This window comes from Mycobacterium sp., from assembly GCF_004298145.1.
Classification (GTDB): Bacteria; Actinomycetota; Actinomycetes; order Mycobacteriales; family Mycobacteriaceae; genus Mycobacterium.
The window spans coordinates 87,535-112,163 of record NZ_SCRH01000032.1; the positions used below are offsets into that span (position 1 = coordinate 87,535).

Below are 24,629 nucleotides of genomic sequence, written 5' to 3' on the forward strand. Positions count from 1 at the left end.
GCCGCTCGTCATGCGCCCACTCCGATCGCGACGACGCTGCCGAGGGTCACGCCGAGTCGACGGTGCACCGCCGAGGCGGATGAGTTCAGCGGGAGCCACACCACCCTGTCGGGCATGTCGGTGACGGCCAGCGGCAGGCTGATGGATCCGCGTGACGTGCTGACCGTGACCGCCTCGCCGTCGGCGGCGCCGATTTCGGCGGCGGTGTCGGCGGACAGGCGCGCCACGGCTTCGCGCGCGGTCCCCGCCAAATGTGGCTCACCGTCTTGCATTCGGCCGTTGTCCAGCAACATCCGCCAGCCGGCCAGCACCGCCTGTCCTTTTTCAGGCCCGTTGCCGGCGTTGGGCGGCTCCGGGGCCGCGACGTCCGGGTTCGCGGCGCGCTTGCCATCCCAGTGCCGTAGTGCGGCCATTTCTTCGCGGGCTGTGTCGACGGTGGACATCCCCAGATAAACGCCCATCTCGTCGGCCAGCGTGTCGAGCACCTGGTGGTCGGATAGGCCGGCTTGCTGCCCCTGCAACGCGGCCTCGAACGGCCGAAAGCGGCCTTCCCAGTTGACGAACGCACCGGCCTTCTGTGTCGTCGACACGACCGGAAACACCACGTCGGCCCGTTCGGTGACGGCGCTGTGCCGCATCTCCAGGCTGACCACGAAGCCGGCGCCGTCCAGGGCCGCCAGCACCACTTGCGGGTCGGCGAAGTCGTCGGGCTCCACACCGCCCACCAGCAGTGCGGCCAGCGTCCCGTCGATGGCGGAGGCCAGGATGCCATCGACGTCACGCCCACTGCCAGAAGGCAATTCGGATACGTTCCAGGCCTTCGCAACCTGAGCCCGGGCGGTCTCGTCGTCCACCGGGCGGCCGCCGGGCAGCAACTTGGGCAGCGCACCGGCCTCCAGCGCACCCCGCTCGCCGGCCCGCCGCGGCACCCAGGCCAGCCGAGCGCCGGTGCTGTCGGCAAGCCGGGCGGCGGCGGACAACCCTCCCGGCACCGTGGCCATCCGCTCGCCGACCATGATGACCGCGCCCGGGGTGGACAGCAGATCACCCACCTCGCCGGTCGCCAACCCGTCCAGCGCCGACGCTTCGGCGCCGGGAACGGTCTTGATCAGCCGGCCGGACATCTTGTCCAGCGCCCGGCTGGCGAAAGGCGCGACCGCGTAGATCGGCACCCCGTGCTTGCGGGCCGCCTTGCGCAGCCGCAGGAACACGATCGGCGACTCGTCCTCTGGCTCGAACCCGACCAGCACGACCACCGGAGCCGATTCCAGGTCGGCGTAGCTGACGGTAATCGGTCTGCCGGCGATACGGGCCGCCAAAAAGTCGGCCTCCTCGGCCGAACTCGGGCGGGCCCGAAAGTCGATATCGTTGCTGCCCAAGACGATTCGTGCAAACTTGGAGTAGGCGTAGGCGTCCTCCCAGGTCGCCCGGCCGCCGACGAGCGCCCCGGCGCGCCCGCGCGCGGCTTCGAGGCCCCGCGTCGCGATGGCGATCGCGTGTGGCCACGAGGCCGGTTGCAGCGCGCCGTCGGCATCGCGGACCAGGGGAGTGGTGATCACGTCGGGCTGGGTGGCGTAATTGAACGCCCAGCGGCCCTTGTCGCAGTTCCACTCCTCGTTGACTTCCGGGTCGTCGCCGGCCAGCCGGCGCATCACCTTGCCGCGGCGGTGGTCGGTGCGCTGCGCGCACCCGGAGGCGCAGTGTTCACAGATGCTCGGGCTGGAGACCAGATCGAAGGGACGCGCGCGGAATCGGTAGGCGGTACCGGTCAGCGCACCCACCGGGCAGATTTGCACCGTGTTGCCCGAAAAGTAGGAGTTGAACGGTTCGTTCCCAGCGATTCCGATCTGCTGCTGCGCACCGCGCTCCAGCACGTCGATGAAATTGTCGCCGGCTATCTGATCCGAGAACCGGGTGCAGCGCACGCACGAGATGCACCGCTCCCGATCCAGCAGCACTTGCGACGAGATGTTGATCGGCTTGGCGAAGTGCCGCTTGTCGTCGTGGAATCGGCTCTCGGGCCGGCCGTTGGACATGGCCTGGTTCTGCAGCGGGCACTCGCCGCCCTTGTCGCACATCGGGCAGTCCAGCGGATGGTTGATCAGGAGCAGTTCCATCACCATGTGCTGCGCCTTGTCGGCAACCTCCGACGTCAGCTGGGTGCGCACCACCATGTCGTCGGTGGCCACCACGGTGCACGACGTCATCGGCTTGCGTTGGCCTTCGACCTCGACCAGGCACTGTCGGCACGCGCCCACCGGATCCAACAACGGGTGTTCGCAGAACCGCGGGATCTGGATGCCCATCAATTCGGCGGCCCGGATCAGCAGAGTTCCCTTGGGAACGCTGATTTCGACGTCGTCGATGGTCAGCGTCACCATGTCCGGAGGACGTACCTCGTCGTCGGTTTCGGTTTTGGCCGTACTAGTCATGAGCGGCGCTCCTCTCCCCCGCAAGCGGGTGGGGGTCCCCCCAGCCGCACCGCGGCGAGGGGGCGTGCCCCCACATCGCTTTTCTGCTCTGCATCGTCGCGTCGCGGGTCACGCGTTATCTCCGTTGGGCATCAGCATCGAGTCGCGGGGGTCGAAGGGGCAGCCACCGCCCTCGAGGTGGGCGATGTACTCGTCCCGGAAGTACCGGATCGACGACTGCACCGGCATCGCCGCGCCATCGCCCAACGCGCAGAACGACTTCCCGAACAGGACGTCGGCGATGTCGAGCAGAGTGTCCAGATCCTCTCGAGTGCCCCGGCCGGTTTCCAGCCGCTCGTAGATCGGGACCAGCCAGTAGGTGCCCTCCCGGCACGGTGTGCATTTGCCACACGACTCGTGTTTGTAGAACTCCGACCAGCGCCGGGCCGCGCGCACCACGCACGTCGTCTCGTCGAAAATCTGCAGCGCCTTGGTGCCCAGCATGGAACCGGCCCCACCCACGCCCTCGTAGTCCAGCGGCACGTCGAGGTGCTCCTCGGTGAGGATCGGTGTCGACGATCCGCCCGGTGTCCAGAACTTGAGCCGATGCCCGGCCCGCACCCCGCCGGCGTATTCGAGCAACTCGCGCAACGTGATTCCCAACGGGGCCTCGTACTGGCCCGGCCGGGTGACGTGGCCGGATAGCGAATACAGCGTGAACCCGGGCGACTTCTCGGTGCCCATCGACCGGAACCAGTCGGGGCCCCGCAGCACGATCGGCGGCACGCTGGCGATCGATTCGACGTTGTTGATCACGGTGGGGCAGCCGTACAGCCCAGCCATCGCGGGGAACGGTGGGCGCAGCCGTGGCTGGCCGCGGCGGCCTTCCAGCGAATCCAGCAGGGCGGTTTCCTCGCCGCAGATGTAGGCGCCGGCGCCGGCGTGCACCACCAGATCCAGATCGAAGCCGGAGCCGTTGATGTCGCGGCCCAGGTAGCCGGCGGCGTAGGCCTCGGCCACCGCGTTGTGGAGGCGGCGCAGCACCGGCAGCACCTCGCCGCGCACATAGATGAACGCAAGGTGGGCGCGGATCGCGTACGCGGCGATGATGATGCCCTCGACGAGGGCGTGCGGTGTCGCCAGCATCAGCGGAATGTCTTTGCACGTACCGGGTTCCGACTCGTCGGCGTTGACCACCAGGTAGTGCGGTTTGGCGGCAGCGCCGGTGTCGCCCTGCGGGATGAACGACCACTTGGTGCCGGTGGAGAAGCCGGCGCCACCGCGCCCGCGCAGCCCGGAATCCTTCACCATCCCGATCACCGCGTCGGGCTCCATCGCCAGCGCCTTTTTCATCGCCCGATAGCCGTCGTTGCGGTGGTAGGTCTGCAGGGTCCAGGATTCCGGATCGTCCCAGAAGCGGCTGAGCACCGGTGTCAGCGGCGTGGCCTGCGAGGCGGATGCCCCCGGCGTCCCGGAAGTGGTTGTCATTGCTGGCCTTCCGGCGTGCCGGGCGCCTGCATGCCGTGTTCCTTGGCGACTTTCAGACCGGCCAGCGTGGCGGCGCCGGCGCCACCTTGTCCCTGGTCGGGGCGCTCGTCGGGCAGGCCGGCCAGGATGCGCGACGTCTCCCTGAAGGCGCACAGCGGCGCACCGCGGGTGGGCGGCCGGGGCTCACCGGAACGCAGCGAGTCGACGAGTTCGCGCGCCGAGTCCGGCGTCTGGTTGTCGAAGAACTCCCAGTTCACCATCACCACCGGCGCGTAGTCGCAGGCGGCGTTGCACTCGATGTGTTGCAGGGTGACCGATCCGTCGGCGGTCGTCTCGTCGTTGCCGATGTCCAAATGTTCTTGCAGGGCGTCGAAGATGGCGTCGCCACCCATGACGGCACACAACGTGTTGGTGCAGACGCCCACCAGGTAATCGCCGGTGGGGCCGCGGCGATACATCGTGTAGAAGCTCGCCACCGCCGACACCTCGGCCCCGGTGAGTCCGAGCTGCTCACCGCAGAACCGCAAGCCCGCCGGTGTCAGGTAGGAATCCTGCGCCTGCACCAGGTGCAGCAACGACAACAGCGCCGAGCGCTTGTCGGGGTAACGGCCCACGATCTCCCTGGCGTCGGCCTCCAGCCGGGTCCGGACCTCGGGCGGATACGACGTGGGCGCGCCCTCGACGACGAACGCGTTGGGCTCGCCGCGCGGCGGGCCGAGCTGGATGAATGCCGGCCGTCCCTGCGGGCCGGTCACCGGTCCACCCCGCCCATGACCGGGTCGATGCTGGCGACCGAGGTGATCAGGTCGGCGACCATCCCGCCTTGGCACATCGCGGCGACCGACTGCAGGTTGGTGAATGAGGGGTCTCGGAAATGCACCCGGTAGGGCCGGGTGCCGCCGTCGCTGACCATGTGCACGCCGATCTCCCCGCGCGGCGACTCGACCGCCGTGTACACCTGGCCGGGCGGAACCCTGATGCCCTCGGTGACCAGTTTGAAGTGGTGGATCAGGGCCTCCATCGAGCTGCCCATGATCTTGGCGATGTGCTCCTGCGAGTTGCCGAGCCCGTCGGGGCCCACCTTCAAGTCGGCCGGCCAGGCGATCTTGCGGTCCTCAACCATCGTCGGGCCCGGCTTCAACTTGTCCAGACACTGCTCGATGATCTTGATCGACTCCCACATCTCTTTGATGCGAATGATGTAGCGCCCGTAAGCATCACACGTGTCTTCGGTGATCACGTCGAATTCGTAGTTTTCGTATCCGCAGTACGGTTCGCTCTTGCGCAGATCGTGGGGCAACCCGGTGGCACGCAGTATCGGCCCGGTGATGCCCAGCGCCATACACCCGGTCAGATCCAGGTAGCCGACGTCCTGGGTGCGGGCCTTCCAGATGGCGTTCTCGTCGAGCAGACCGCTCATTTCGCGCAGGACTTCGCGCAGCGGCTCGAGGGAAGCCGCGACCTCGGTCTCCGCGTTGGGCGGTAAGTCCTGCGCCACACCGCCGGGCCGGATGTAGTTACTGTTCATCCGCAAACCGCTGATCAATTCGAACAGGTTCAGGACGATCTCGCGGCCCCGGAAACCGACGAACATCGGCGTCATGGCGCCCAGCTCCATGCCGCCGGTGGCCAGGGCGACCAGATGCGACGAGATCCGGTTGAGCTCCATCATCATCACCCGGATGACGTCAACCCGTTCCGGGATCTCGTCGGTGATACCGAGCAGCTTCTCCACGCCCAGGCAGTAGGCGGTCTCGTTGAAAAACGGTGCGAGGTAATCCATCCGGGTCACAAACGTGACGCCTTGGGTCCAGTAACGGTATTCGAGGTTCTTTTCGATGCCGGTGTGCAGATACCCGATTCCGCAGCGGACGTCGGTGACCGTCTCGCCCTCGATCTCCAGGATCAGCCGCAGCACGCCGTGCGTGGACGGGTGCTGGGGCCCCATGTTGACGACGATGCGCTCGCCGGGATCGGCACCGCGGGCGGCTTCGAGGACCTTGTCCCAGTCCTGGCCGCCAGCGACCACGAGTGTCTCGCCGGCGCCGTCTTGCGTCGATTCGGTGGTGGTGCTCATTAGTTGTACGCTCTCCGCTCGTCGGGCGGGGGTATCTGTGCGCCTTTGTATTCGACGGGGATCCCGCCGAGGGGATAATCCTTGCGCTGCGGATGTCCCTGCCAGTCGTCGGGCATTTCGATGCGGGTCAGCGACGGGTGCCCGTCGAAGATGATGCCGAAGAAGTCGTAGGTCTCACGCTCGTGCCAGTCGGTGGTCGGATAGATGCCGAACAGCGACGGAATGTGCGGATCCCCGTCGGGCGCAGATACTTCCAGTCGGACGCGGCGGTTGTGCGTGATCGACAGCAACGGATAAACCGCGTGCAGTTCGCGGTCCGCCTCGTGCGGGTAGTGCACCCCGCTGACGCCAAGGCACATTTCGAAGCGCAGTTGTGGTTCGTCGCGAAGACGCTGGGCGACCTGCGGCAGCGCCTCACGGCGGACGTACAGGGTGAGCTCGTCGCGGTACACGACCACTTTTTCTATCGCGTCCATGAAATCGACGCCGGCCTTTTTCAGGGCGTCGGCCAGGCCGTCGACCAGCTCGTCGAAATACCCGCCGTAGGGCCGCGGGCTACTGCCCGGAAGCAGGACTTCGCGCACCAGCCGCCCGTAACCGGACGTGTCGCCCGAGCCCTCGACGCCGAACATGCCGTGACGCACGTCGATGACTTCCTCGTCGGCGCCGCTGATTGCTTCTTTCGGGTCCTGGTCTGGCGAGCTCATCGCAGCAGTCCGCGCATCTCGATCGTGGGCCGGGCCGACAGCGCCGCCTGTTCGGTTTCGGCGATGGCTTCTTCCCGGTTGACGCCCAGCGGCATCTCCTGAATCTTCTCGTGCAGCTTCAGGATTGCGTGCAGCAGCATCTCCGGCCGCGGCGGACATCCGGGCAGGTAGATGTCCACCGGAACCACGTGATCCACGCCCTGAATGATCGCGTAGTTGTTGAACATCCCGCCGGAGGACGCGCACACGCCCATGGCCAACACCCATTTGGGCTCGGCCATCTGGTCGTAGATCTGCCGCAGCACCGGCGCCATCTTCTGGCTGACCCGCCCGGCGACGATCATCAGATCGGCCTGCCGAGGGGTGGCCGAGAAGCGTTCCATGCCGAACCGCGCGATGTCGAATCTTGGCCCAGCGGTTGCCATCATCTCGATGGCGCAGCAGGCCAACCCGAACGTCGCGGGCCACAGCGAGTTCTTGCGGACGTAGCCCGCAACCTTCTCGACCGTGGACAGCAGAATCCCGCCAGGCAGCTGTTCCTCAATACCCACGTCCCACCTCAATCCCACGTCAGGCCGCCGCGGCGCCACACATATGCGTAGGCCACGAAAACCGTGAGCATGAACACGACCATTTCGACCAGAGCAAACGTGCCCAGCGCGTCATAGCTGACCGCCCAGGGATACAGGAACACGATTTCGATGTCGAAGACGATAAAAAGCATTGCGGTCAGGTAGTACTTCACCGGAAACCGCTGCCCCGCCGTCGCATGCGGGCCGCTCACCGATGTCTCGGTGGGTTCGATTCCACACTCGTAGGCCGCCATCTTCGACTTGTTGAAACGTGATGGGCCGGCCAGGCTCGCGATCGCCACCGAGCCCACGGCAAAGGCGGCGGCGATCGCACCTAGCACCAGGATGGGTATGTAGACGTTCAATTCGCTCCATGATCCGTCGTACCAGCCGCCTGCAGCGTCCAGGCGGTAACGGGGCTGCTGTGACGGACTGGGTCTGAAGCCCGTCGCAGTGATCTTCAACATAGCGTCGCGGCATGCGGTGCGCTTGCCCGGGGTAGGCGTTTTGCGGTGCTGGGGCGTCGCGCGCGTGTTGGGCTGCGCGAACTCACGAGGTGACGCGTTCGGGACGCTCGCCGGGATCAACGGCGCCGGCCGGCGCAGGGGTGGTCAGAACCGCCGCAAGCGGTGGCCGGGAGGCAAGAGCCGCCGCGAAGATAGCGGCTTGGAGTGGGTCAGCGAACCGGGGTTCGCAGCAGACTGAGAACCGTGCGGCCCAGCACGATGGGATCGATGGGATGCGGCACCGCGCCCTCGGCGCGCGACCAGGACGCCAACCACGCGTCGTCGGGACGCCCGGTGAGCACCACCAGCGGCGGGCAGGTCTCGAGTTCGTCTTTGAGCTGTTTCGCGATTCCCATGCCGCCGGTCGGGGCGGCCTCACCGTCCAGGATGGCCAAGTCGATGCCGCCCGCGTCCATCGTCCGTACCACCATCGGGCCGGTCGCCACCTCGACGTAGCTCAACTCGGGCAGATCGGGGTGCAATTGCTTGCCCAGCGCCCGCATCACCTGTTCGCGGGTTTGGACGTTGCTGCTGTAGACGAGGATCCGCAGGGCGACGCTGGATTGGGGGATGGAGTCGGACACGATGCAGATGCTACTGCTGTTGCTGCGAGTTCATCGGGGTGCCCGCAGAATCTCACTGCGATGCGCGCACAAAGATGGCCTCCGCCGCCGCGGTCACCGTCGAGCTCATCATGCCGAGCCGGTTCCAACCCAGGTCGAAACGGGCTCGATCGAGCGTGGATTCGCCGGTGATCCGGATCGAGCCGTCGTCGAGCTCGGAGATCGTGACGGGCAGCGGCAGTTCTGCGGTGATGCCCTTGATGGTGACGGTGGCCCGAACGTCGGCGGCCTTGCCCTTCGTCGGGTGCAGCGCGGTGACGACCACGCTGATCTCCCCGAAGCGGTCGACGTCGAAGAAGTCGGCCGAACGCAGGTGTTTGTCGCGCCGGCCGATCCCGGTGTCCAGCGACGCGGCCCGGATGTCGACGCGCCCGAAAACCGCTCCCTTGCCGGTCAGTTGGCCGTCGCCGGTGAAGTCGGTGAAGCGGCCCTTGACGTTCACCAGCCCCCACATGTTGCGGACCTTGAACGTGATGGCCGAGCGATCCGGAACCAGCTCCCACACGCCGGCCATGTCGGGATCGTGAAGCAGTGTCTCCAAAGTCGTCATCGTCACCCCCATCTATCGTGGCGAATCTAGCCTCAATCGATCAACGGCGCGATCCCGGCGGGGTCGAAATATTCGTCGATGCGCTCGATCAGACCGTGGCTGCCCACCCTGATCACGATGCAGACCCGCAGTGAGATCGATTGCCCGGCATGGCCGGTGGCGTGCAAGACGTGCTGCTGGACGAAGCCCTGAGCCGACCCGTCATCGAAGAACTGCCGGTCGAGAATTTCGTAGCGACGCTGCGTGGTCGCGCCGATGAACCACTCGATGACCCGCATCGCGCGAGCCTTGTCGTCGTCGCGGCGCGAGCCGACGCGCCACACCGCGATGCCGTCGCTCCACATCGCGTCGACCGCCGCGACGTCGCTGCGCTCGATCGCCGTGAACAGGCGGTTGGCCGCGTCGAGGATCGTCTCTGCGCTGGAAGCGGGCATGGCACTTGGCTCCTCCGTGATCGCCGGGCTATTCGCTGTCGTACCCGGGGTGGGCGACAGCCAGCCGGCGTCGCACCAGGGTTCGCAGGCAGGCCGTGACGTCAGCCGCCCGCCCGTCCATCTCACCGGCTCGGATCGCGGCCGCAAGCTGTTCCTCGTCGGCGACACCCAAGCCGGCCAGCGCGGCACGGGATTCGGCCTCGCTCTCGTCGAGCAGTTCGCGCTCGACGATGCGCAGCGCGTTGGCGGCCACCCTGGCGTGGAAGTTGACCTGACCGTCGGTCGCCGCCCGCACATCGGTTTCCAGGAATTCGGCCACCGCGGCCACGAGTTCGGCCGCCAGCGGGCGGCCGTACACGCCGCTCACCGCGCCAGCCCCGATCGCCCGCCTCCTCCTCGCGCCGCTGCGCGGCTGGGGGTGCCCCCACCTCGCGCCGCCGTGCGGCGCGCATCGTCACCGGGCCCTTCGAGCAGGTTGAGCAGGTCCCACTCGGTCTCGCAGACGCGCCGACCGATCGTGGCCAGCTCGACCGAGCGGTTCTGGCCGCTCAGATGCCGTTCCGCCTGGAATCGGCAGATGACACCCCAGCGCAGCGTCGCCAGCACCAGCCACCAGTGAAACGCCACCCGGTCGACGGTAGTCGCGCTGGCTTGCTCGTAGGCCCGCAGAAAGCTCTCGATGCTGCCGAGGCCGCCCGCGCTCAGGCTGGCCGGGGCGCCGAATCGCCACGCCCGGATGCAGAACCACGCCAGATCTTCATACGCCTGGCCGACGTGCACCAGCTCCCAATCCAGTACCGCGGCAAGGTCGGATCCGTCGACGATGAGGTTGCCCATCCGGAAGTCGCCGTGCACCAACACCGCCGGCGTCGGTTCGGGCCGGCGGGCGGCCAGCCAGCGAAACCCCCATTCGAAGGTGGCGGTGGTATCACCCATGTCGTCGAGGCGCCGGCGCCATTCGTCGAGTTGGTCCTCGTGCGCCAGCCCGGGATCGTGTGGGTCGGCGCGGTGAATCGCGGCCACCGCCTGCGCGCACTGCTGTAGCAATCGGGCGCGGTTCGCGTGCCCGTCAGCGCCGTCGAGCTGACGTTGGATGCGCCGCACGATGGTCTCACCCTTGATCTCATCGCAGATCAGAAACGGATTGCCCAGTGCGACAGGCGAATCGTCGGCGATCAGGACGTGGGGGACCGGTGCGCCGGCGGCCGCGGCGGCGGCCTGCGCCCGAGCCTCGAGTTCCATGCCGGCATGCACATCGTCGGGTGGGCCGGTGCGCAAGATCAGCGAGCGGCGCTGCCCGCCGGTGACGGCCTCGAACGCCCAGGTGGTTCTGCTCGCGCCGCCGGTCAGAGCGCGCAGCTTCTCGACGGCCGTGTCGGCGCCGTTGGCCACCGTGAGCACCCCGGCGAGGCTGGTGGCCAGCGCGGCCGACTCATCGCCGTGCATCACTTTCGGCCGAATTTGAACAGCCGCTGCGCCACCCGGCGAATCTGGATCTCTTCGGCGCCCTCGGTGATCCGGTAACGACGGTGGTGGCGGTAGATGTGCTCGAACGGCTCGTGCCGGCTGTAGCCGAGGCCCCCGAAGATTTGCATGGCCCGGTCGGCGGCGTCGCAGACCAGCCGGTTGGCGCGGTAGTTCGCCATCGACACCTTGTCGGAGACCTCCATGTGGTGGTCGCGGTCCAAATGCCAGGCGGCGTAGGCGACCAGCAGGCGCACCATCTGTGCTTCGGTCGCCAACTCGGCCAGCGGCCACTGCACGGCCTGGTTGACCGACAGCGGCTTGCCGAACACCGTACGGCCGCCGGCGTATTCGGCGGCACGGTCGATGCAGTACTGTGCGGCGCCCAGGCTGCTGGCGGCCTGCCGAATCCTGTTCTCGTGCAAGAAGGTTTGCGCCACCTCCAGCCCGCGATCCACCTCGCCGAGCACCGCATCGGCGGGCACCCGGACGTCGGTCAGCTCGACCTCGCCGTGGTCGGTGGGCATGTTGAACGTCCACCAGTAGTAGGGAACGTTGAATCCGGGTGTATCGGTCGGCACCAGAAACGCGGTGATGCCGCGGGCGCCCCCGGGCTCACCGGAGGTTCGCGCGAAGACCAGATCGTGGGTGGCGCGGTGCACGCCGGTGTTGAACCGCTTGGAGCCGTTGATCACCCAGCTGTCACCGTCGCGTTCGGCGTGTGTTTCCAGCCAGGTGGCATCCGAACCGTGCTTCGGCTCGGTCAGCCCGAACGCCATCGAACGCTCCCCGGTGATCAACGCTTCCGACCACACCCGGCGTTGCTCATCGGTGCCGAAGCGCTCCATCATGATCACCTGGGGGAAGTTCCCCACGATCGACGACTCGTTCTGCAGGTCGTTGTGCAGGCCGAGGCCCTTGTGCGCCAGGTGTTCCCGAATGACGGCCATGTCGACGTTGGTGCCGTCGCGGCCACCCAGTGCGGCCGGCAATCCGTAGCGCAGCCAGCCCGCCTTGTCGGCGCGCCTGCGCATCTCGGCGAGGAGGTCCTCCCACTCGCGGGTCGGGATGCCGTCGTTGTCCCAATCGGTGCGCGCATGCTCGCGACGCTGGTCGAAATACTGGATGTTCTCGCGTTCCAGCGGTTTGATCTCCGCTTCGATGAACTCGTCCATCTCGGCGAGCACACCCGGAAGGTGCTCGGGCAGGGTGAAATCCACGTCTCCTCCTAAGATCTTGTTAGGCTGCCGTACAAGGTTTTTTGCCAGACCGTCGACAAGGTCGCGATGGCGTCGTCGTCGCTGATGTCCACACCCAACCCGGTGGGGCCGGACGGCCCGACGAAGACGGTGGTGAAGTTCTCGAACAGCAACGCGATGGCCGCCGCGGTGTGCCGGGGGTGCAGCTCGACACCGTAACCCTGCTCCTGGGCGCGGCGCACCGAGGCCGCCACGAGATCCATGCCGAAGCGCCGGAATTCGTTCTGCACGGCGGCGAAGCGCTGCTGGGTGGCGGCCAGCTGGGCCACGGCGATCATGATGCCGATGTTCTGCTTGAACATGTTCCAGTAGCCGGTGACGACCGAGGTGAAGAAGGCGTCGTCGTCGGGGGAATCCGGCAGGCGTACGCTCAAACCCGACGGTGCCACCACCTCGTGCAGGAACGATTCCGCGAGCGCGGCCAGCAGGTCTTCCTTGTCCGCGAAGTACCGGTAGAACACCGCCGGCGATTTCCCCGCGGCCGACGTGATGTCGGCCAACGTGGTGCCGTGAAAGCCCCGTTCGGCGAACAGCTTACGGGCCGCCTGCTCGATGGCCTGCCTGGTCTGGCGGCCTTTGGCGGTCAGCGCGCGCGCCGCCTGGGGGGCGGACATCAGTTCCGCATCCGGTCGCCGGCGCGCAACAGGGCGCTCGGCAGATCGTGGCCCACCAATGACTTCGCCACGCCGGCCGCGCCGATGGCGGCCCGCAGGTCGACGTCCACGTCGATACCGCTGTCGCGTAGTAGGTACACCAGATCCTCGGTGGCGATGTTGCCCGTGGCGCCCGGCGCGAACGGGCACCCGCCCAGCCCGCCCACCGAAGCGTCCAGCCGGGTCACCCCGGAGCTGACCGCCGCGTATGCGCTGGCCAGCCCGGAGCCGCGCGTGTTGTGGAAGTGACCGCCCAGCGGCATGCCCCCGATCACCGGAAGCAGTTGTGCGATCAGCGAACTCACGCGGCCCGGGGTCGTGGTGCCGATCGTGTCGGCGATCGACAGGCGGTCGGCGCCGCGGTCGCGCGCGGCCGCGGCGATGTCGAGCACCCGCTGCGGCGGAGTGGGGCCTTCGAACGGTGAATCCCATGCGGTGGCGATGACGACTTCTACGGTGACGTTGCTGTCGTGGGCGATGGTGACGATATCGCCGATCGCCTCGGTGGCTTCGGCGCTGGTGCGCCCGACGTTGGCCTGGCTGAACGTGTCGTCGGCCGCCACCACGTACTCGATCGAGCGCAGCCCTGCGGCGACGGCCCGCTTGGCCCCGTTGGGACTGGCGACCAGAGCGGAGAATTCGATGTCGGGGTAGTCGTGTAGATGGGCGGCGAGCTCGGCCGCGTCGGCCATCGACGGCACCTTGGTGGGGGAGACGAACGCGGTGGCCTCCACCTCGCGGACCCCGGTGGCCGCCACCGCCGCCAACAGGTCGAGCTTGGCAGACAACGGGATTGGCGACTCGATCTGCAGGCCGTCGCGCAGGGCCACCTCACGGATCGTCACGTGCTTAGTCGATGGCACCGCTCCTCCTCATCGCTTCGCTTCGCATCGTCGCCGGTGCGTTCATAGCACCTCCTGGGCCCGCAGCTGCTCGAGTTCCTCGGCGGTCTTGCCCAGCAACCCGACGTAGACGTCGTCGTTGTGCTCGCCCGGGCGGGCGGGACCGGCGTTGCGCAGGCGGCCCGGCGATTCCGAAAGCACCGGCACGATGCCGGGCCCGAGGACATTGCGCTGCAGCCGTTCGTCGAAGTGCTCGATCAACATGTCGCGGGCCCGCAGCTGCGGGTCGTTGACGACCTCGGCGACCGTGTTGATCGGCCCGGCGATCACCCCTGCGGCCGAAAGGGTTTCGATGATCTCGCCGGGCCGGCGTTCCGCGGCCCAGCAGCCGATGATGTTGTCGAGTTCGTCCTGGTTGCGGCCGCGTGCGACGTGCGTGGCGAACCGGTCGTCGGTGGCCAGCTCCGGGCGTCCCATCGCCTTGCACAGCCGGGCGAACACGGTGTCCTGATTGGCGGCGATCACCACCCACGAGCCGTCGGCGCTGCGGTAGATGTTGGACGGGGCGATGCCCTCGAGCCGGGTGCCCGACGGGCCGCGTACCACCCCGGCGACGTCGTAGTCCGGAATCGTGGATTCCTGGACGGCCAAACAGGATTCGGTGAGTGCGACGTCGACCACCTGGCCGCGCCCGGTGATGCTGCGGCGGTACAGCGCGGCCAGCGCGCCGTGGGCGCCGAACATGCCGGCCAGGCTGTCACCGAGCGAGAGCGCCAGCCGGGGCGGCGGGCCGCCGGGAAAACCGTTGAGGTGTCGCAGTCCGCTGGCCGCCTCGGCGACCGAGGCATATCCGGCCTTGGACGCGTCGGGCCCGGTCTGTCCGTAGCCCGACACCCGAACCAGGATGATGCCCGGATTGCGTTCACTGAGCACGTCGTAGCCCAGGTTCCATTTCTCCAGGGTGCCGGGTCGGAAGTTCTCCACCACGACGTCGGATTTCTCGACGAGATCGCAGAACAGTTCGCGGCCCCGGGGGTGGCGCAGGTCGAGGGTGATGGCCCGTTTGTTGCGCGCGTGCACCGTCCAGAAGACGTGCTGTCCATCGACTTCGGCCTGGCCCCAGGTGCGCAGCGGGTCCGGGGCCTTGGGCAGTTCCACCTTGATGACGTCGGCGCCCATGTCGCCCAGCAGCCGGCCGGTGAACGGGCCGGCGATCAACGTGCCGAGTTCGAGCACCCGGACGCCGTCGAGGGGGCCGGCTACGTCGATGCGCCGCTCTCCCCCGCAAGCGCCAGGTGCCCCCACCTCATCGCTGCGCTCCGCATCGTCGCCGGCGGACGTCATGCAGTCCCCGCGAAGTCGTGCCGGACCAGCCAGTCGGTGACGATGGTGACGGCCGACCGTAGCGCGTCGCGCTGGTCGGGTCCCGCGTAATAGTGTGTGGCGCCAGGGATTTCGTGCATCTCCTTATCGGGGTGCCCGATCGCTTGAAAAAGGCGTCGGGTGTGGCTGGGCGTGCAGGCGTCGTCGGCCAGATTACCGATAACCAGCGCCGGGATCGCGATATCGGGCCCGCAGGAGACCGCGTCGCCTCGGGCATCGTCGTAACTCCACTGCGAGAGCCAGCCGCGCAACGTGGAGAACCGGGCCAACCCGACGGGGCTCATGTTCACCACTTGAGGATCCCCCAGGTAGCACGTCCCGGGGGTGCGTTCGTTGGGATCGACGGCCGGATCCAGCCAGCGCGGGTCGGCCATGGTGCCGTGTACGACGAACCCGAACTCGGCAACATCTGCGTCGGGGCGCCCCGACGATTTCAACTCGGCCAACTTGTCTTTGACCCACGCGGTGATGCGGCGGTTGCGGGCGATCTGTGCCTGGCGGTACCGGGCCAGGAATTCCTGACTGTAGGGCGGCTGGTTCGGGTTACCCGGGTTGTAGAGGTCCAGCTCGGGATCGCGCTTGGTGGGGTCGGATTCGTCGAGGATCGACGCGTCCAGCCATTCGGTCAGCGTGCCGTGCCGACTGATGTGCGCGGCGAGCAGCATGATGCCGTCGGCGGCGGGCAGGTCGAGTTTGGTCAGGTCGGGGCCGTCGCCCGTCGGGCTGGATGTGATGGTCGGATTCTGCGCCTGCTGCTGGTAGAACACCGACAGCGAACCGCCGCCGCTCCATCCGGCGAGCACCACCTTGGAGTAGCCCAGCCGCTTCTTGGCGTCGTTGATGCATTCGCCGAGATCCTCGACCACCTTCTCCATCAGCAGCGCCGAGTCGGTGCCGCGGAAGCGGCTGTTGCAGTAGATGACGTGATGACCGGCCCGGGCCAGGGCATTGATCATCGGCAGGTAGGCACCGCCGCCGATCGGGTGCATGAACACCAGCACGGTGTCCGACGGGTTGTCCTTCGGCTTGAGCAGGTAGCTTTCCAGCACCGTGATCTCGGCCAGGCCGCCGTAGACGTCCCGAACACCGGAATTGTTCTGGAACGCAACGAGGTACGGGATTCGGTCGTATTCGTGTTTCACAGCCGTCCTCATGTCAGTGTTGTCCTAGGTCGTGTGCCAGCACCTCGGCCGACGGGCTCAGCCGCCGCCGGGTGTCGATCGCGATCACCTGCCAGTCGACGCGGGAGTACTCGTCGAACTTGCGGCGCGCCCGCTCGCGCGCCTTCTCCGGTGCGCCGTGGTGAACTCCTTGCGGCGCATGCGAAATCAGGCCGGGTGGCATCGGGATGCCGTAGAGCGAGCCGCCGTGGAAGAAGGCGATCTCGTCGTAGTCGACGTTGCGGTGATACCACGGTGTGCGCTCGGTGCCCGGGATGCCTTCGGCGGGCTTGGGCAGAAAGTTCATCACGTAGACGCCGGTGGCTTGCATGAACAGGTGCACGGTTGGCGGCAGGTGGACGCTGTCGGAGGTGACGACGTTGTAGTCGGCGATGTTGAACGTGAACGCGAAGTTGTCACCGCGCCAGCCCTCGACATCGAGCGGATTATGTTGGTAGAAGAGCGTTGTCGGGCCACCTTCATGGATGAGCCGGACCTCGTACTCGCTTTCGGACTCGTCGTCGGCCGGGGCCGGTTCGGGGATGACGACCTGCGACGGGTCGAACGGGAAGTGCCGGCCCAGCGCGCCGGGCGGCGGTATCCGGAACTCGTCGCCGGCCTCGATCATCAGCATCGTCGTCGCGCTATCGGGCAGCTGGCGCCAGGTGCACGCCTTCGGGATGTACAGCCAGTCACCCTCCCGATAGCGCAGCGGCCCAAACTCGGTCTCGGCCACGCCGCTGCCCTGGTGGACGAAGCACAGCAGGTCGCCGTCGACATGACGCGCGTAGAACGGCATCGGCTCCTGACGACGGCTCAGCAGAATTCGGCAGTCGTCGTTGCTGAACATCAGCAGCGGCCCGCCATCGGCGGCGGTGGCGTCGGTGGGCTTGAGCTCGCCGGCCAGCACGTCGACGGGTCGCAACGGGCCGACCGCGCGATAGGCGGTGGGGTCGTGGCGGCGGTAGAGGTTGGCGGTGCGGCCGGTGAATCCGCCGCGACCCAGCTCGTCGTCCTTGAGCCCGTCAAGATCCGCATGAAGCCGGCGTGGCGTCTTCCCTTTCCGCAGGTGCACAAAGGATTCCATGGACGGCTCCTCCGATGGAGACCAGTTCGGTGGGCGATTAGGGTGACAAAACTGAAAGTAACATTACTTTTCGTTCTGGTCGAACACAAGACCGCGCCCAGCCGTATCCGTCAATCATGCGCCGTGTCCCGAACCAATCGACAGCCAGGGTCATCGACTGTCGTTGGTAATGGCGCTCGCGCTGCACGCCTGCGGGTTCTTCGTGCGCCGGCCGGGTCAGCGGCAAGAAATCGACAATCTGGACGAAATTGACGTCGCCGTCGAGGTAAGCCTGAACAGCCTCTGCGCGGAATGACAACCGGTCGTCTGTGAACGTCCGTTTCGCCTTCGTATTACTGCCAGCGGTGCTGCCCGGACCTGCTCGCGGCCCGAGCTGGGGCGCTGGCAAGTTGTCGCCGTGCGTGTCGGTGTCTTGGTGACGCCGCCCCGAGAACGCCTGCTTGACTGTGGGATTCGCGCACAGGGCCCGGCTTCTCGTGTCAACTCAGCACGGCCGGGGCCAGTCTCCGCAGTGTTTCTCGCGAGAGCTCTTCGGCCTCCGACGCGATGTAGATGCAGACATGGTCGGCGCCGGCCTCGAGATGGTCGTATACCCGACGGCGGATGGCCTGCTCGTCACCCCAGGCGATTGCCGCATCCACCAGACGGTCACTGCCGCGGTCGACGAAATCGGTTTCGGTGAAGCCGTTGGCGCGCTTGAGGTTTCCGGTGTAATTGGGCAAACCTAGATAGGGCGCTAGGAAAGCGCGCGCGGCCGTGCGAGCCTGACGTGGGTCGGAGTCGAGCACCACGGTCTGTTCGACGGCCAACAGCTTGCCCGGCCCCAATGCCTCCCGTGCCGTGCGGGTGCATTCCGGTGAGGATAGATAGGTGTGTGAACCTGCCGAACGTTGGCGCGCCAGCTCCAGCATGCGGGGCCCGAGCGCGGCGATGACGCGATCACCCGCCGCAACAGGGGAGTTGGCGGTATCGAGTGCGTCTAGATAGCCGCGCATCGCCTGCAACGGATGGACGTAATCTGCGCCGATGAGCGCAGCGTGACTGACTCCGATACCGAGCAGGAACCGTCCCGGGTACTTGGCGCGGAGCGTTGCGTCGTCGGCGGCCACACTTACCGCATCCTCTAACCAGATGTTGACGATGCCGGTAGCGACCGGGATCGACGTGGTCGCCTCCAGCAATTCGGCGGCCACCGCCAATGTTCCGGTGTGCGCGTAGCCGGGAAACCACAGTGCACCATAGCCAAGCTCCTCGAACTCGGCGGCCGCCTCGCCGACCTCGCCGCGGTCACCGAAGCGCAAACCGGCGCTCCACACGCCGATGCTCCCCAGTTCGATCACTGGCTCACGTTTGCGGCTTGTTCTTCGAGGATCTGGTTGGGAATGGCGTTGCGCAGCAGGCAGAAGCTGACCGCGGCGATCCAGAGGGTGAACGCGGTCAGTCCCAGCCACCATGCCAGCAGACCGTTGTAGGCCAGCGGTCCGGTGTGGGTGAGGTAGTTCAAGGATCCGAAGGTGAAGCTGGCCGCCGCCCAGAAGCTCAGATAGGCGAGCCACCGCGGGAAAACCGGCTTCTCACGCTTGTCCATCAGGATCACGATGCCCAGGGCGGTCGCCTCGAGCATCGTCGTGACCGGCAGCCCGACATACATGATGCCGCCGAGATCATGTAGCCGCCACGTGATCTCGGGAAATTGCAACGGTCGAAACGCCGCACCCAGCCAGAAGATTGTCGCGACCAGGAACTCCATCACCAGCATCACGCCAAGCGCGAGCTGCAACCGTGACAGCGGAGCCGACGGTCCCTCGATCCGGCGCATCTGTTCGGAGATCACCACCGCCCACGGCATGAGCAGGGTCGCGCCGTAGAGCGAGATAATCAGCCCGACGCGAATCCTGTCCTGCTTCTGGGCGTAGATCGCCACGGTCTGTTCCATGGTGTTGTTCGGTGACGGCGGCGGAACGAATCCGGCGATGACCCACAGCCCTATCAGCAGGATGATCATCGAGATGAACCCGCAGGCCGCCATCCATCGTTGATTGGCGATATTCACGGTCGGTCGCTCCTTGTTGTGTTGTCAGAAATCATCGGGTGTTCGTTGCGGCTGCTCGCTGATCGCATCGTCACGATGTGCCTGTGCGGGACCGGGGCCGCGCCACCCCGACGCGGTCGTACATCGACTGGGGGACATCGGCTTCGGAATGGAAGACATGGAAATCGCAGTGCCCGGTGATCCGGCCGTCGCGCAGACCGGGCTCGACGAGCAGAAAGTACGGGCCACCGTTCTCGAGGACCATTTTGTTGGTGGCAGGGCAGTGCATGCAGTAGGTGGGCATCTCATCCAGCCCGAAGCTGGCCAGCCCTTTGCCCTGCACGATCGGCAGATTCTTTGGTGCCGCGTAGGCGCCTTCATCGATCAACCGTCCGCCACTGCCGCACGGTGCGGTGTGCAGGGACACGCCGCCGGCCGATTCGCTGATGGTGTATTTCATGCCGTGTTGATGGAACAGATCGGCCAGCAGAACGACCCGGTCACGTACCGAAAGCTCGGATACCTGCGCCATCATCGCGCCCATCGCCGGGCGGTTGTAGCACTCTTCGACCGATTTCCAGCAGTGCTCGACACCGTGGGTGGTGTAGATCCAGCCCGTCAGCGCGGTGACCAGGTCGCGGAAGAAATGATGCGTTGGGTACCACTCGGTCTTCGACAACGCCAGGTGCCGGCGGGCCAGCGCTGGGTCACCGTGGTCGATCGCGTCCAACGCCAGCGCCAGCGCCGGATGCCGCATCGCTTCGCGCTCGTCGGCATCGAACAGCCGCGCGCCCGCCACCGCGAACGCCGCGCCGATGCGAGTCGTGTCACGGTCGACACCGAGTCGGTCGAACTCCGACGGCGGCACGGCCAGTGGATCCTTATGGATGGTTAGGCGTAGCGGCTCGGTCCCGGTGCCGGCGGCGAACACGAACGGCGGATAGCCCAGCCATTCGCAGCACAACCGCTCGACGGCGGCCGCGACCAGCCGCAGATCCTTCGCACCCGGGATCGCGTCGGCGCGGGCAGCGGCCCAATCCGACGCCACCAACACGATGGTGTCGTCGTCCTCTTCGAATGCCGTCAGTTCCCCGGCGTCCATCCGCAACATCATCGCCAGCGACGACACCGCCTCCCGTGAGACGCCGTTGCGGAACCACTCCGCCCACGGTCGCACGATGGTGTGCAGGGCAGCCGGAATCGCCTCGGTCAATGCGTCCGGGCCGAACTCGCGGTCGATGTAACCCAACGTCAGCGCGTTCCATAGGACGTAGATGTCACGCAGGGCGAAGTGCTTGTTCACATTGCTCTTGGCGACATCACGCGCGGCTTGGACGTCACCGCGGTCCAGGGCCGCGGCGGCACGGTCGCCGGGGGCCAGCGCCATCTCGGTCAGCTCATGATCGGTGAACATAGCTGTGTGGTCGGACATTATCGCCCTCTCGCTCCGGTGGCCCGATCGCGATCGATTCCGGGGTGGGCCGCAGAGCCGACGCGATCGGACACGATTTGCAACGGGTGTGGATCGCCCGACCGCCTAACTGAGCGAGTTCCACGAGCTGGTTGACAGTGCTTGCGCGGTTACTATATTTATCAGACGACAAATGTCTGAAACAAGGTTTTTCAGAACCGGGGTGCCGCACCGATCTGGCACGGCACGAGAAGGGACCTGCGGAATATGCCTGACCTGAGTGTGGCGGCGCGAGCGGCTAACCCGATCCACGCTGGTACCTGCGACCCGTCAGTCGGCTGGTCGACCAGCAACGCCAGCGAGGCGCTCCCGGGTGTAGCGACGCCACTGACCTGGTCGATCTTCGGTGACGGTGTCGAACGATCGATGCGTGGCGCGTTCGCCGACATGGGGGTGTTGCGGGAGGCCGAATGCGTACCCCCGGCCCACACCGAGCAGCGGCTGTGGGCGCTGTGGTTCGGTCGCGCCGCCGGCAATCTGAACACCTTTCGATTCGTCGGCGACCGCACCCCGGGCACCAGCGGCGATGCGGTGGAAGAGCAGATCTTCGGCCGCGTCCGCCCAGGCGTGACGTCGAAAAAGGTCTACACCCGATACCCCTTCGTCGCCGTGAAGATGCCCTACAACGCCACCCGCTGTGCCGCGCGGCTCCGGGAGGCCACTGCCACCATCTATCCCTGGTGGCAGCACTCGGTCGGAGCCGGGCGACCCACCGAACTGCGGCCGGCCCAAACTCTGTTGCGCGAAGCCGTCACCAGGTTCGAGCGGGTCATGCGTCCCCACACACTGGCCGCGATGTTGTGCCAAAGCCTGTATGACCAGGTACGCGCCGCCGCGGCCCGGGCTCACCGCCCGGGTCTGGAGATATCCCTGGTCACCGGCTACGGGGAGATGGCCGAAACCACCGTGGTCAGTGACCTGTGGGCGGTCTCGCGCGACCGCCTGTCCATCGAGGAGTTCGTGGTCCGCCACGGTTTTCACGGCCCCAACGAGGGTGAGTTGTCGGCGAGGGTGTGGCGGCTCGACCGGACGCCGCTGGACCGTTTGGTCGCCGCCTACCGGGACATGCCTGATGACCGCGATCCCCGACGCGTGGTCGCTCGGCGCGCCGAGGAGCGTAGGGGCGCCGAAGCTGAATTGCTTGCCGCGCTGCCGCGCTGGCAGCGCCCCGCGACCAGGGCATTGCTGGCGGTCGCCGCGAAGCTGATCCCACTGCGCGGCACCGGGAAAGCGTCGTTTCTGCAATGTCTCGATGTGGCGCGGGACGCCGCCCGGGTGTGCGGCGCGCTGCTGTGCCGGGACGGGATACTCACCGATCCCGAGGACGTGTTCTGGCTAACCGTCGACGAACTCACCGCGCCGTTGTTGCCGCACGGCGTCGGCGCACTGGTCGCCACTCGGCGCGCTGTGACCGACGAGTATCGAACCCTGGGCATCCCCGAGGGCTGGCAGGGCGCCCCCGAACCGTTCGCTTTGGCAACCACCACCGAGCGGGTCGATGGCACGGTCAGCGGTGCGGCCGTGTCGCCCGGTGTGGTGGAGGGCGTCGCCAGACTGATCCTCGATCCCGAGGGCGATGACGAACTCGAACCCGGCGAGATCCTGGTGTGCCGGACCACCGATCCGAGTTGGGCATCGCTGATGATGGTGGCCTCAGCGCTCGTCATCGACGTCGGCGGCGCCATCTCCCACGGCGCCATCGTCGCCCGCGAACTCGGTATACCCTGCGTGATCGGCACCCGCACCGGCACCCAGATGTTGCGCACCGGTGACCGGATCCGCGTCGACGGCGCACGCGGCGTCGTCGAGGTGCTGGACCGAGCACGGGACTGACGACCATGCCCGACGCCGCACACGACCTTGACCACCTCGGGCTGGGTTGGCGGCTGCGCCGCACCGCCACAGCCGCCGATATTCGGGCAAGCCTGGCAGACCTACTGTCAGCAGTTGTTCTGCCCGTATGCCGCATGGGCATTCACGAGAACAACGCGTTCGCCGCGATCGGACCGGGAAGGAGATGCCGGTGATACCGACCACAACGCAGCTCGGCGTTATTCAGGTGACCGACTTGCCCGATGTGCCGCCCGCGGCGGACTATTTCGGCGACCCGCAGTATGACGTGCCGCACTGGAACGAGACGACGTTCTTCGAAGCGTGGTCACCTCGGACCGGGATCGGCGTGTTCCTGCACATGGGCCGCTACCCCAAGGATCTTGACCTGCGGTGGTGCCAGGCCATCACGTACCTGCCCGGCGGGGCCGTGACCTCCGATGTGCATTGGGGCCGCAACACCGATGCCGGTGCGCGCACCGCGAACTTGTCAATCGACGTTCGGGATCCACTGCAACACTGGACAATCCGCTACGACGGCGCCGGTGAGCTCAGCAGCAGCGGCCAGCTGGTGCAGGGGCTCTCGGGGGCGGGCGTACAGGTGCCGGTGCGCTGGCATCTGGAAGCCGTCGCAGCAGCGCCACCGTGGAACCTGCGGCCTGCCGCCGGCGGCGCGATGCCCGACTTCGCTCAGTCCAGCCACTCCCAGCAGGCCTACCGGGTCAATGGCACGGTGGCCGTCAACGGGACCGAGCATCAACTCGATGGGATCGGCTGTAACGACCATTCCCGCGGTGCGCGCGATCTGACCCACTTCGCCGGGGACCAGTGGGTGGTGGGCGTCATGCCCGGCTATGTCCTGCACGTCATCAATGTCTGGCGCGCCGACGAACAGCCCGTTTTGACCACCGGCGCCTGGTTCGATACCGACGGGCAGCGGACCGTGACGGCGCACCGACACTCCGACCACGACATAGCAGGTGCACCAAGCGAATTCCCGCTCATCGTCGATGACGGAGGTGTTGAGCGCCGCTTTGCCATCGAAGTACTGCACGGCTGCACCCTCAGCGTGACTCAACAGCACGACAACCTCAATGGCGTTGGCTGGCAGCTCCCCGGCGATACTGTGCTGCTGTCGGAATCACCCATTCGGCTACGCGATGAGCGCGGACAGCTCGGATACGGACATCTGGAGCGCGCGCTGCGCCTCAACCGGGCCACTCGCCCGCAGTGAGGCAGCAGTCAGCGGCTGCGCCTGCGGCGCGGAGGGCGACGGCCCGCGATCGCGTTGCTGGTTGACGGGTCACCCGCGTCGTCCGTATTCCCAGCGGATGCTGGGGCAGGGCGTTCTCCGGAATGCGGTCCCGCCGTCGGAGTAAACGCGAGCATGTCCACCACGCCACGGACGAAATCGTCAGTGGCCTCGATCCCATGGGGATCCGCCCAGCGGGCGGTGAACAACGTGCGCATCAGGATGGCTCCACCCAGCGCTTCGATAAGTGCAATCGAGCCGGTGTTGGGGGGTAGCGCGTCGGCCGCGCCGGCGTCGTCGAGGGCGCGGATGCCGAAATCGAGCTCCCGATAAAAGCGCTGCGAGAGGCGCTGGTAGAGCTCGGGGACTTGGTCGGCATCCAGCGCCAACCGCACCAGGGCGCGCCCGAACCGGCCGGTGTACTGTCGACGCATCTGAACGCCGATGTCCAGCAATAGATCCCGTGGAGGCAGCTCGGCGTCCTCCGGCGTGAAGCGCGGCGATCCCGTCGCGAAGGCGTCGGCGACCAGATCCTCTTTCGACGACCAGCGCAGGTACAGTGCCGCCTTGCCTATGTTGGCTCGGCGCGCCACTTCATGCATCGTCAGACCGGACCAGCCGCGTTGCGCGTAGATGTCCAGGGCGGCCTCGAGCACACGCTGATCGATATCGGGGTCGCGCGGTCGTCCCGGGCTGCGTTGGTCGGCCGAGGTCACCGAGCCTCCCGTGGCGGCCTGGACAGTGAACCACCGCAGTGCACAAAGGAAGCAACGTGCTGCGGCAACATCATGAGGGCGAAGCCAGTCACTCACCATCCGATCGTCGAGA

Annotated in this window: 25 protein-coding genes; 3 read left to right on the plus strand and 22 right to left on the minus strand. The window is 66.9% G+C overall.

Annotated elements, in window-relative coordinates:
* Positions 1-8: 8 nt before the first annotated feature.
* The 18 genes from EPN51_RS12340 to EPN51_RS12425 all read right to left on the minus strand — a co-directional run bounded on the left by EPN51_RS12340 (position 9) and on the right by EPN51_RS12425 (position 17,216).
* Complete coding sequence (locus EPN51_RS12340; protein WP_293042639.1) at positions 9-2,432, minus strand: NADH-quinone oxidoreductase subunit G; 2,424 nt, start codon at positions 2,430-2,432, stop codon at positions 9-11.
* A 108-nt stretch (positions 2,433-2,540) separates the two neighbouring features.
* The gene (gene nuoF / locus EPN51_RS12345; RefSeq protein ID WP_293042642.1) at positions 2,541-3,899 is read right to left on the minus strand and encodes an NADH-quinone oxidoreductase subunit NuoF; all 1,359 of its coding nucleotides are present in this window, start codon (positions 3,897-3,899) and stop codon (positions 2,541-2,543) included.
* Positions 3,896-4,654 (minus strand): NADH-quinone oxidoreductase subunit NuoE, encoded by a 759-nt coding sequence (nuoE, locus tag EPN51_RS12350; RefSeq protein WP_293042645.1) that lies wholly within the window; start codon positions 4,652-4,654, stop codon positions 3,896-3,898. The genes nuoF and nuoE overlap by 4 nt, the downstream gene beginning before the upstream one ends.
* Entirely contained in the window at positions 4,651-5,976 is a 1,326-nt protein-coding gene (gene nuoD, locus EPN51_RS12355) for an NADH dehydrogenase (quinone) subunit D (RefSeq protein ID WP_293042648.1), read from the minus strand. Before nuoD ends, nuoE begins: the two co-directional genes overlap by 4 nt.
* Positions 5,976-6,683 (minus strand): NADH-quinone oxidoreductase subunit C, encoded by a 708-nt coding sequence (locus EPN51_RS12360; protein ID WP_293042651.1) that lies wholly within the window; start codon positions 6,681-6,683, stop codon positions 5,976-5,978. Before EPN51_RS12360 ends, nuoD begins: the two co-directional genes overlap by 1 nt.
* Positions 6,680-7,234: an NADH-quinone oxidoreductase subunit B gene (locus EPN51_RS12365; RefSeq protein ID WP_293042654.1), complete on the minus strand. Its 555-nt coding sequence runs from the start codon at positions 7,232-7,234 to the stop codon at positions 6,680-6,682. Before EPN51_RS12365 ends, EPN51_RS12360 begins: the two co-directional genes overlap by 4 nt.
* An 8-nt stretch (positions 7,235-7,242) precedes the next feature.
* Positions 7,243-7,620: an NADH-quinone oxidoreductase subunit A gene (locus EPN51_RS12370; protein ID WP_293042657.1), complete on the minus strand. Its 378-nt coding sequence runs from the start codon at positions 7,618-7,620 to the stop codon at positions 7,243-7,245.
* A gap of 311 nt (positions 7,621-7,931) precedes the next feature.
* Positions 7,932-8,333, minus strand: coding sequence for a hypothetical protein (locus EPN51_RS12375; protein ID WP_293042739.1), 402 nt, complete (start codon positions 8,331-8,333; stop codon positions 7,932-7,934).
* Between the two features lie 64 nt (positions 8,334-8,397).
* Positions 8,398-8,934, minus strand: a complete 537-nt coding sequence (locus EPN51_RS12380; protein WP_293042660.1) for a YceI family protein — start codon at positions 8,932-8,934, stop codon at positions 8,398-8,400.
* Positions 8,935-8,966: 32 nt separating this feature from the next.
* Positions 8,967-9,368 (minus strand): nuclear transport factor 2 family protein, encoded by a 402-nt coding sequence (locus tag EPN51_RS12385; RefSeq protein ID WP_293042663.1) that lies wholly within the window; start codon positions 9,366-9,368, stop codon positions 8,967-8,969.
* Between the two features lie 28 nt (positions 9,369-9,396).
* A complete protein-coding gene (locus EPN51_RS12390; RefSeq protein ID WP_293042665.1) occupies positions 9,397-9,735 on the minus strand; it encodes a DUF6285 domain-containing protein in 339 nt (112 codons plus the stop codon).
* Entirely contained in the window at positions 9,732-10,814 is a 1,083-nt protein-coding gene (locus EPN51_RS12395) for a phosphotransferase family protein (protein WP_293042668.1), read from the minus strand. The genes EPN51_RS12390 and EPN51_RS12395 overlap by 4 nt, the downstream gene beginning before the upstream one ends.
* Positions 10,814-12,052 carry an acyl-CoA dehydrogenase family protein gene (locus EPN51_RS12400; protein ID WP_293042670.1) on the minus strand — a complete coding sequence of 413 codons (1,239 nt, stop codon included), beginning with the start codon at positions 12,050-12,052 and terminating at the stop codon, positions 10,814-10,816. The genes EPN51_RS12395 and EPN51_RS12400 overlap by 1 nt, the downstream gene beginning before the upstream one ends.
* An 8-nt stretch (positions 12,053-12,060) precedes the next feature.
* The gene (locus tag EPN51_RS12405; RefSeq protein ID WP_293042672.1) at positions 12,061-12,705 is read right to left on the minus strand and encodes a TetR/AcrR family transcriptional regulator; all 645 of its coding nucleotides are present in this window, start codon (positions 12,703-12,705) and stop codon (positions 12,061-12,063) included.
* Positions 12,705-13,589: a hydroxymethylglutaryl-CoA lyase gene (locus EPN51_RS12410; RefSeq protein ID WP_293042742.1), complete on the minus strand. Its 885-nt coding sequence runs from the start codon at positions 13,587-13,589 to the stop codon at positions 12,705-12,707. Before EPN51_RS12410 ends, EPN51_RS12405 begins: the two co-directional genes overlap by 1 nt.
* Before the next feature lie 60 nt (positions 13,590-13,649).
* Entirely contained in the window at positions 13,650-14,855 is a 1,206-nt protein-coding gene (locus EPN51_RS12415; protein WP_293042745.1) for a CoA transferase, read from the minus strand.
* Positions 14,856-14,926: 71 nt separating this feature from the next.
* Positions 14,927-16,123 carry an alpha/beta fold hydrolase gene (locus tag EPN51_RS12420; protein WP_293042674.1) on the minus strand — a complete coding sequence of 399 codons (1,197 nt, stop codon included), beginning with the start codon at positions 16,121-16,123 and terminating at the stop codon, positions 14,927-14,929.
* 1 nt (position 16,124) lies between these two features.
* On the minus strand, positions 16,125-17,216 hold the full coding sequence (locus EPN51_RS12425; RefSeq protein ID WP_293042676.1) for a homogentisate 1,2-dioxygenase: 1,092 nt from the start codon (positions 17,214-17,216) through the stop codon (positions 16,125-16,127).
* Positions 17,217-17,385: 169 nt separating this feature from the next.
* Between EPN51_RS12425 and EPN51_RS12430 the strand changes: the two genes are divergently transcribed.
* On the plus strand, positions 17,386-17,511 hold the full coding sequence (locus EPN51_RS12430) for a hypothetical protein (RefSeq protein WP_293042678.1): 126 nt from the start codon (positions 17,386-17,388) through the stop codon (positions 17,509-17,511).
* 184 nt (positions 17,512-17,695) lie between these two features.
* Here EPN51_RS12430 and EPN51_RS12435 read toward each other — a convergent pair whose 3' ends face one another.
* The 3 genes from EPN51_RS12435 to EPN51_RS12445 all read right to left on the minus strand — a co-directional run bounded on the left by EPN51_RS12435 (position 17,696) and on the right by EPN51_RS12445 (position 20,662).
* Positions 17,696-18,556, minus strand: coding sequence for an LLM class F420-dependent oxidoreductase (locus EPN51_RS12435; protein ID WP_366509427.1), 861 nt, complete (start codon positions 18,554-18,556; stop codon positions 17,696-17,698).
* The gene (locus EPN51_RS12440; protein WP_293042680.1) at positions 18,553-19,269 is read right to left on the minus strand and encodes a hypothetical protein; all 717 of its coding nucleotides are present in this window, start codon (positions 19,267-19,269) and stop codon (positions 18,553-18,555) included. Before EPN51_RS12440 ends, EPN51_RS12435 begins: the two co-directional genes overlap by 4 nt.
* Positions 19,270-19,339: 70 nt before the next feature.
* Complete coding sequence (locus EPN51_RS12445; RefSeq protein ID WP_293042682.1) at positions 19,340-20,662, minus strand: hypothetical protein; 1,323 nt, start codon at positions 20,660-20,662, stop codon at positions 19,340-19,342.
* Between the two features lie 264 nt (positions 20,663-20,926).
* On the opposite strand from EPN51_RS12445, the gene EPN51_RS12450 reads away from it, so the two are divergent.
* Positions 20,927-22,552: a PEP-utilizing enzyme gene (locus EPN51_RS12450; protein WP_293042685.1), complete on the plus strand. Its 1,626-nt coding sequence runs from the start codon at positions 20,927-20,929 to the stop codon at positions 22,550-22,552.
* 190 nt (positions 22,553-22,742) lie between these two features.
* Positions 22,743-23,783: a hypothetical protein gene (locus tag EPN51_RS12455; protein WP_293042688.1), complete on the plus strand. Its 1,041-nt coding sequence runs from the start codon at positions 22,743-22,745 to the stop codon at positions 23,781-23,783.
* A gap of 8 nt (positions 23,784-23,791) precedes the next feature.
* Here EPN51_RS12455 and EPN51_RS12460 read toward each other — a convergent pair whose 3' ends face one another.
* Entirely contained in the window at positions 23,792-24,517 is a 726-nt protein-coding gene (locus tag EPN51_RS12460) for a TetR/AcrR family transcriptional regulator (protein ID WP_293042691.1), read from the minus strand.
* Positions 24,518-24,629 lie beyond the last annotated feature (112 nt).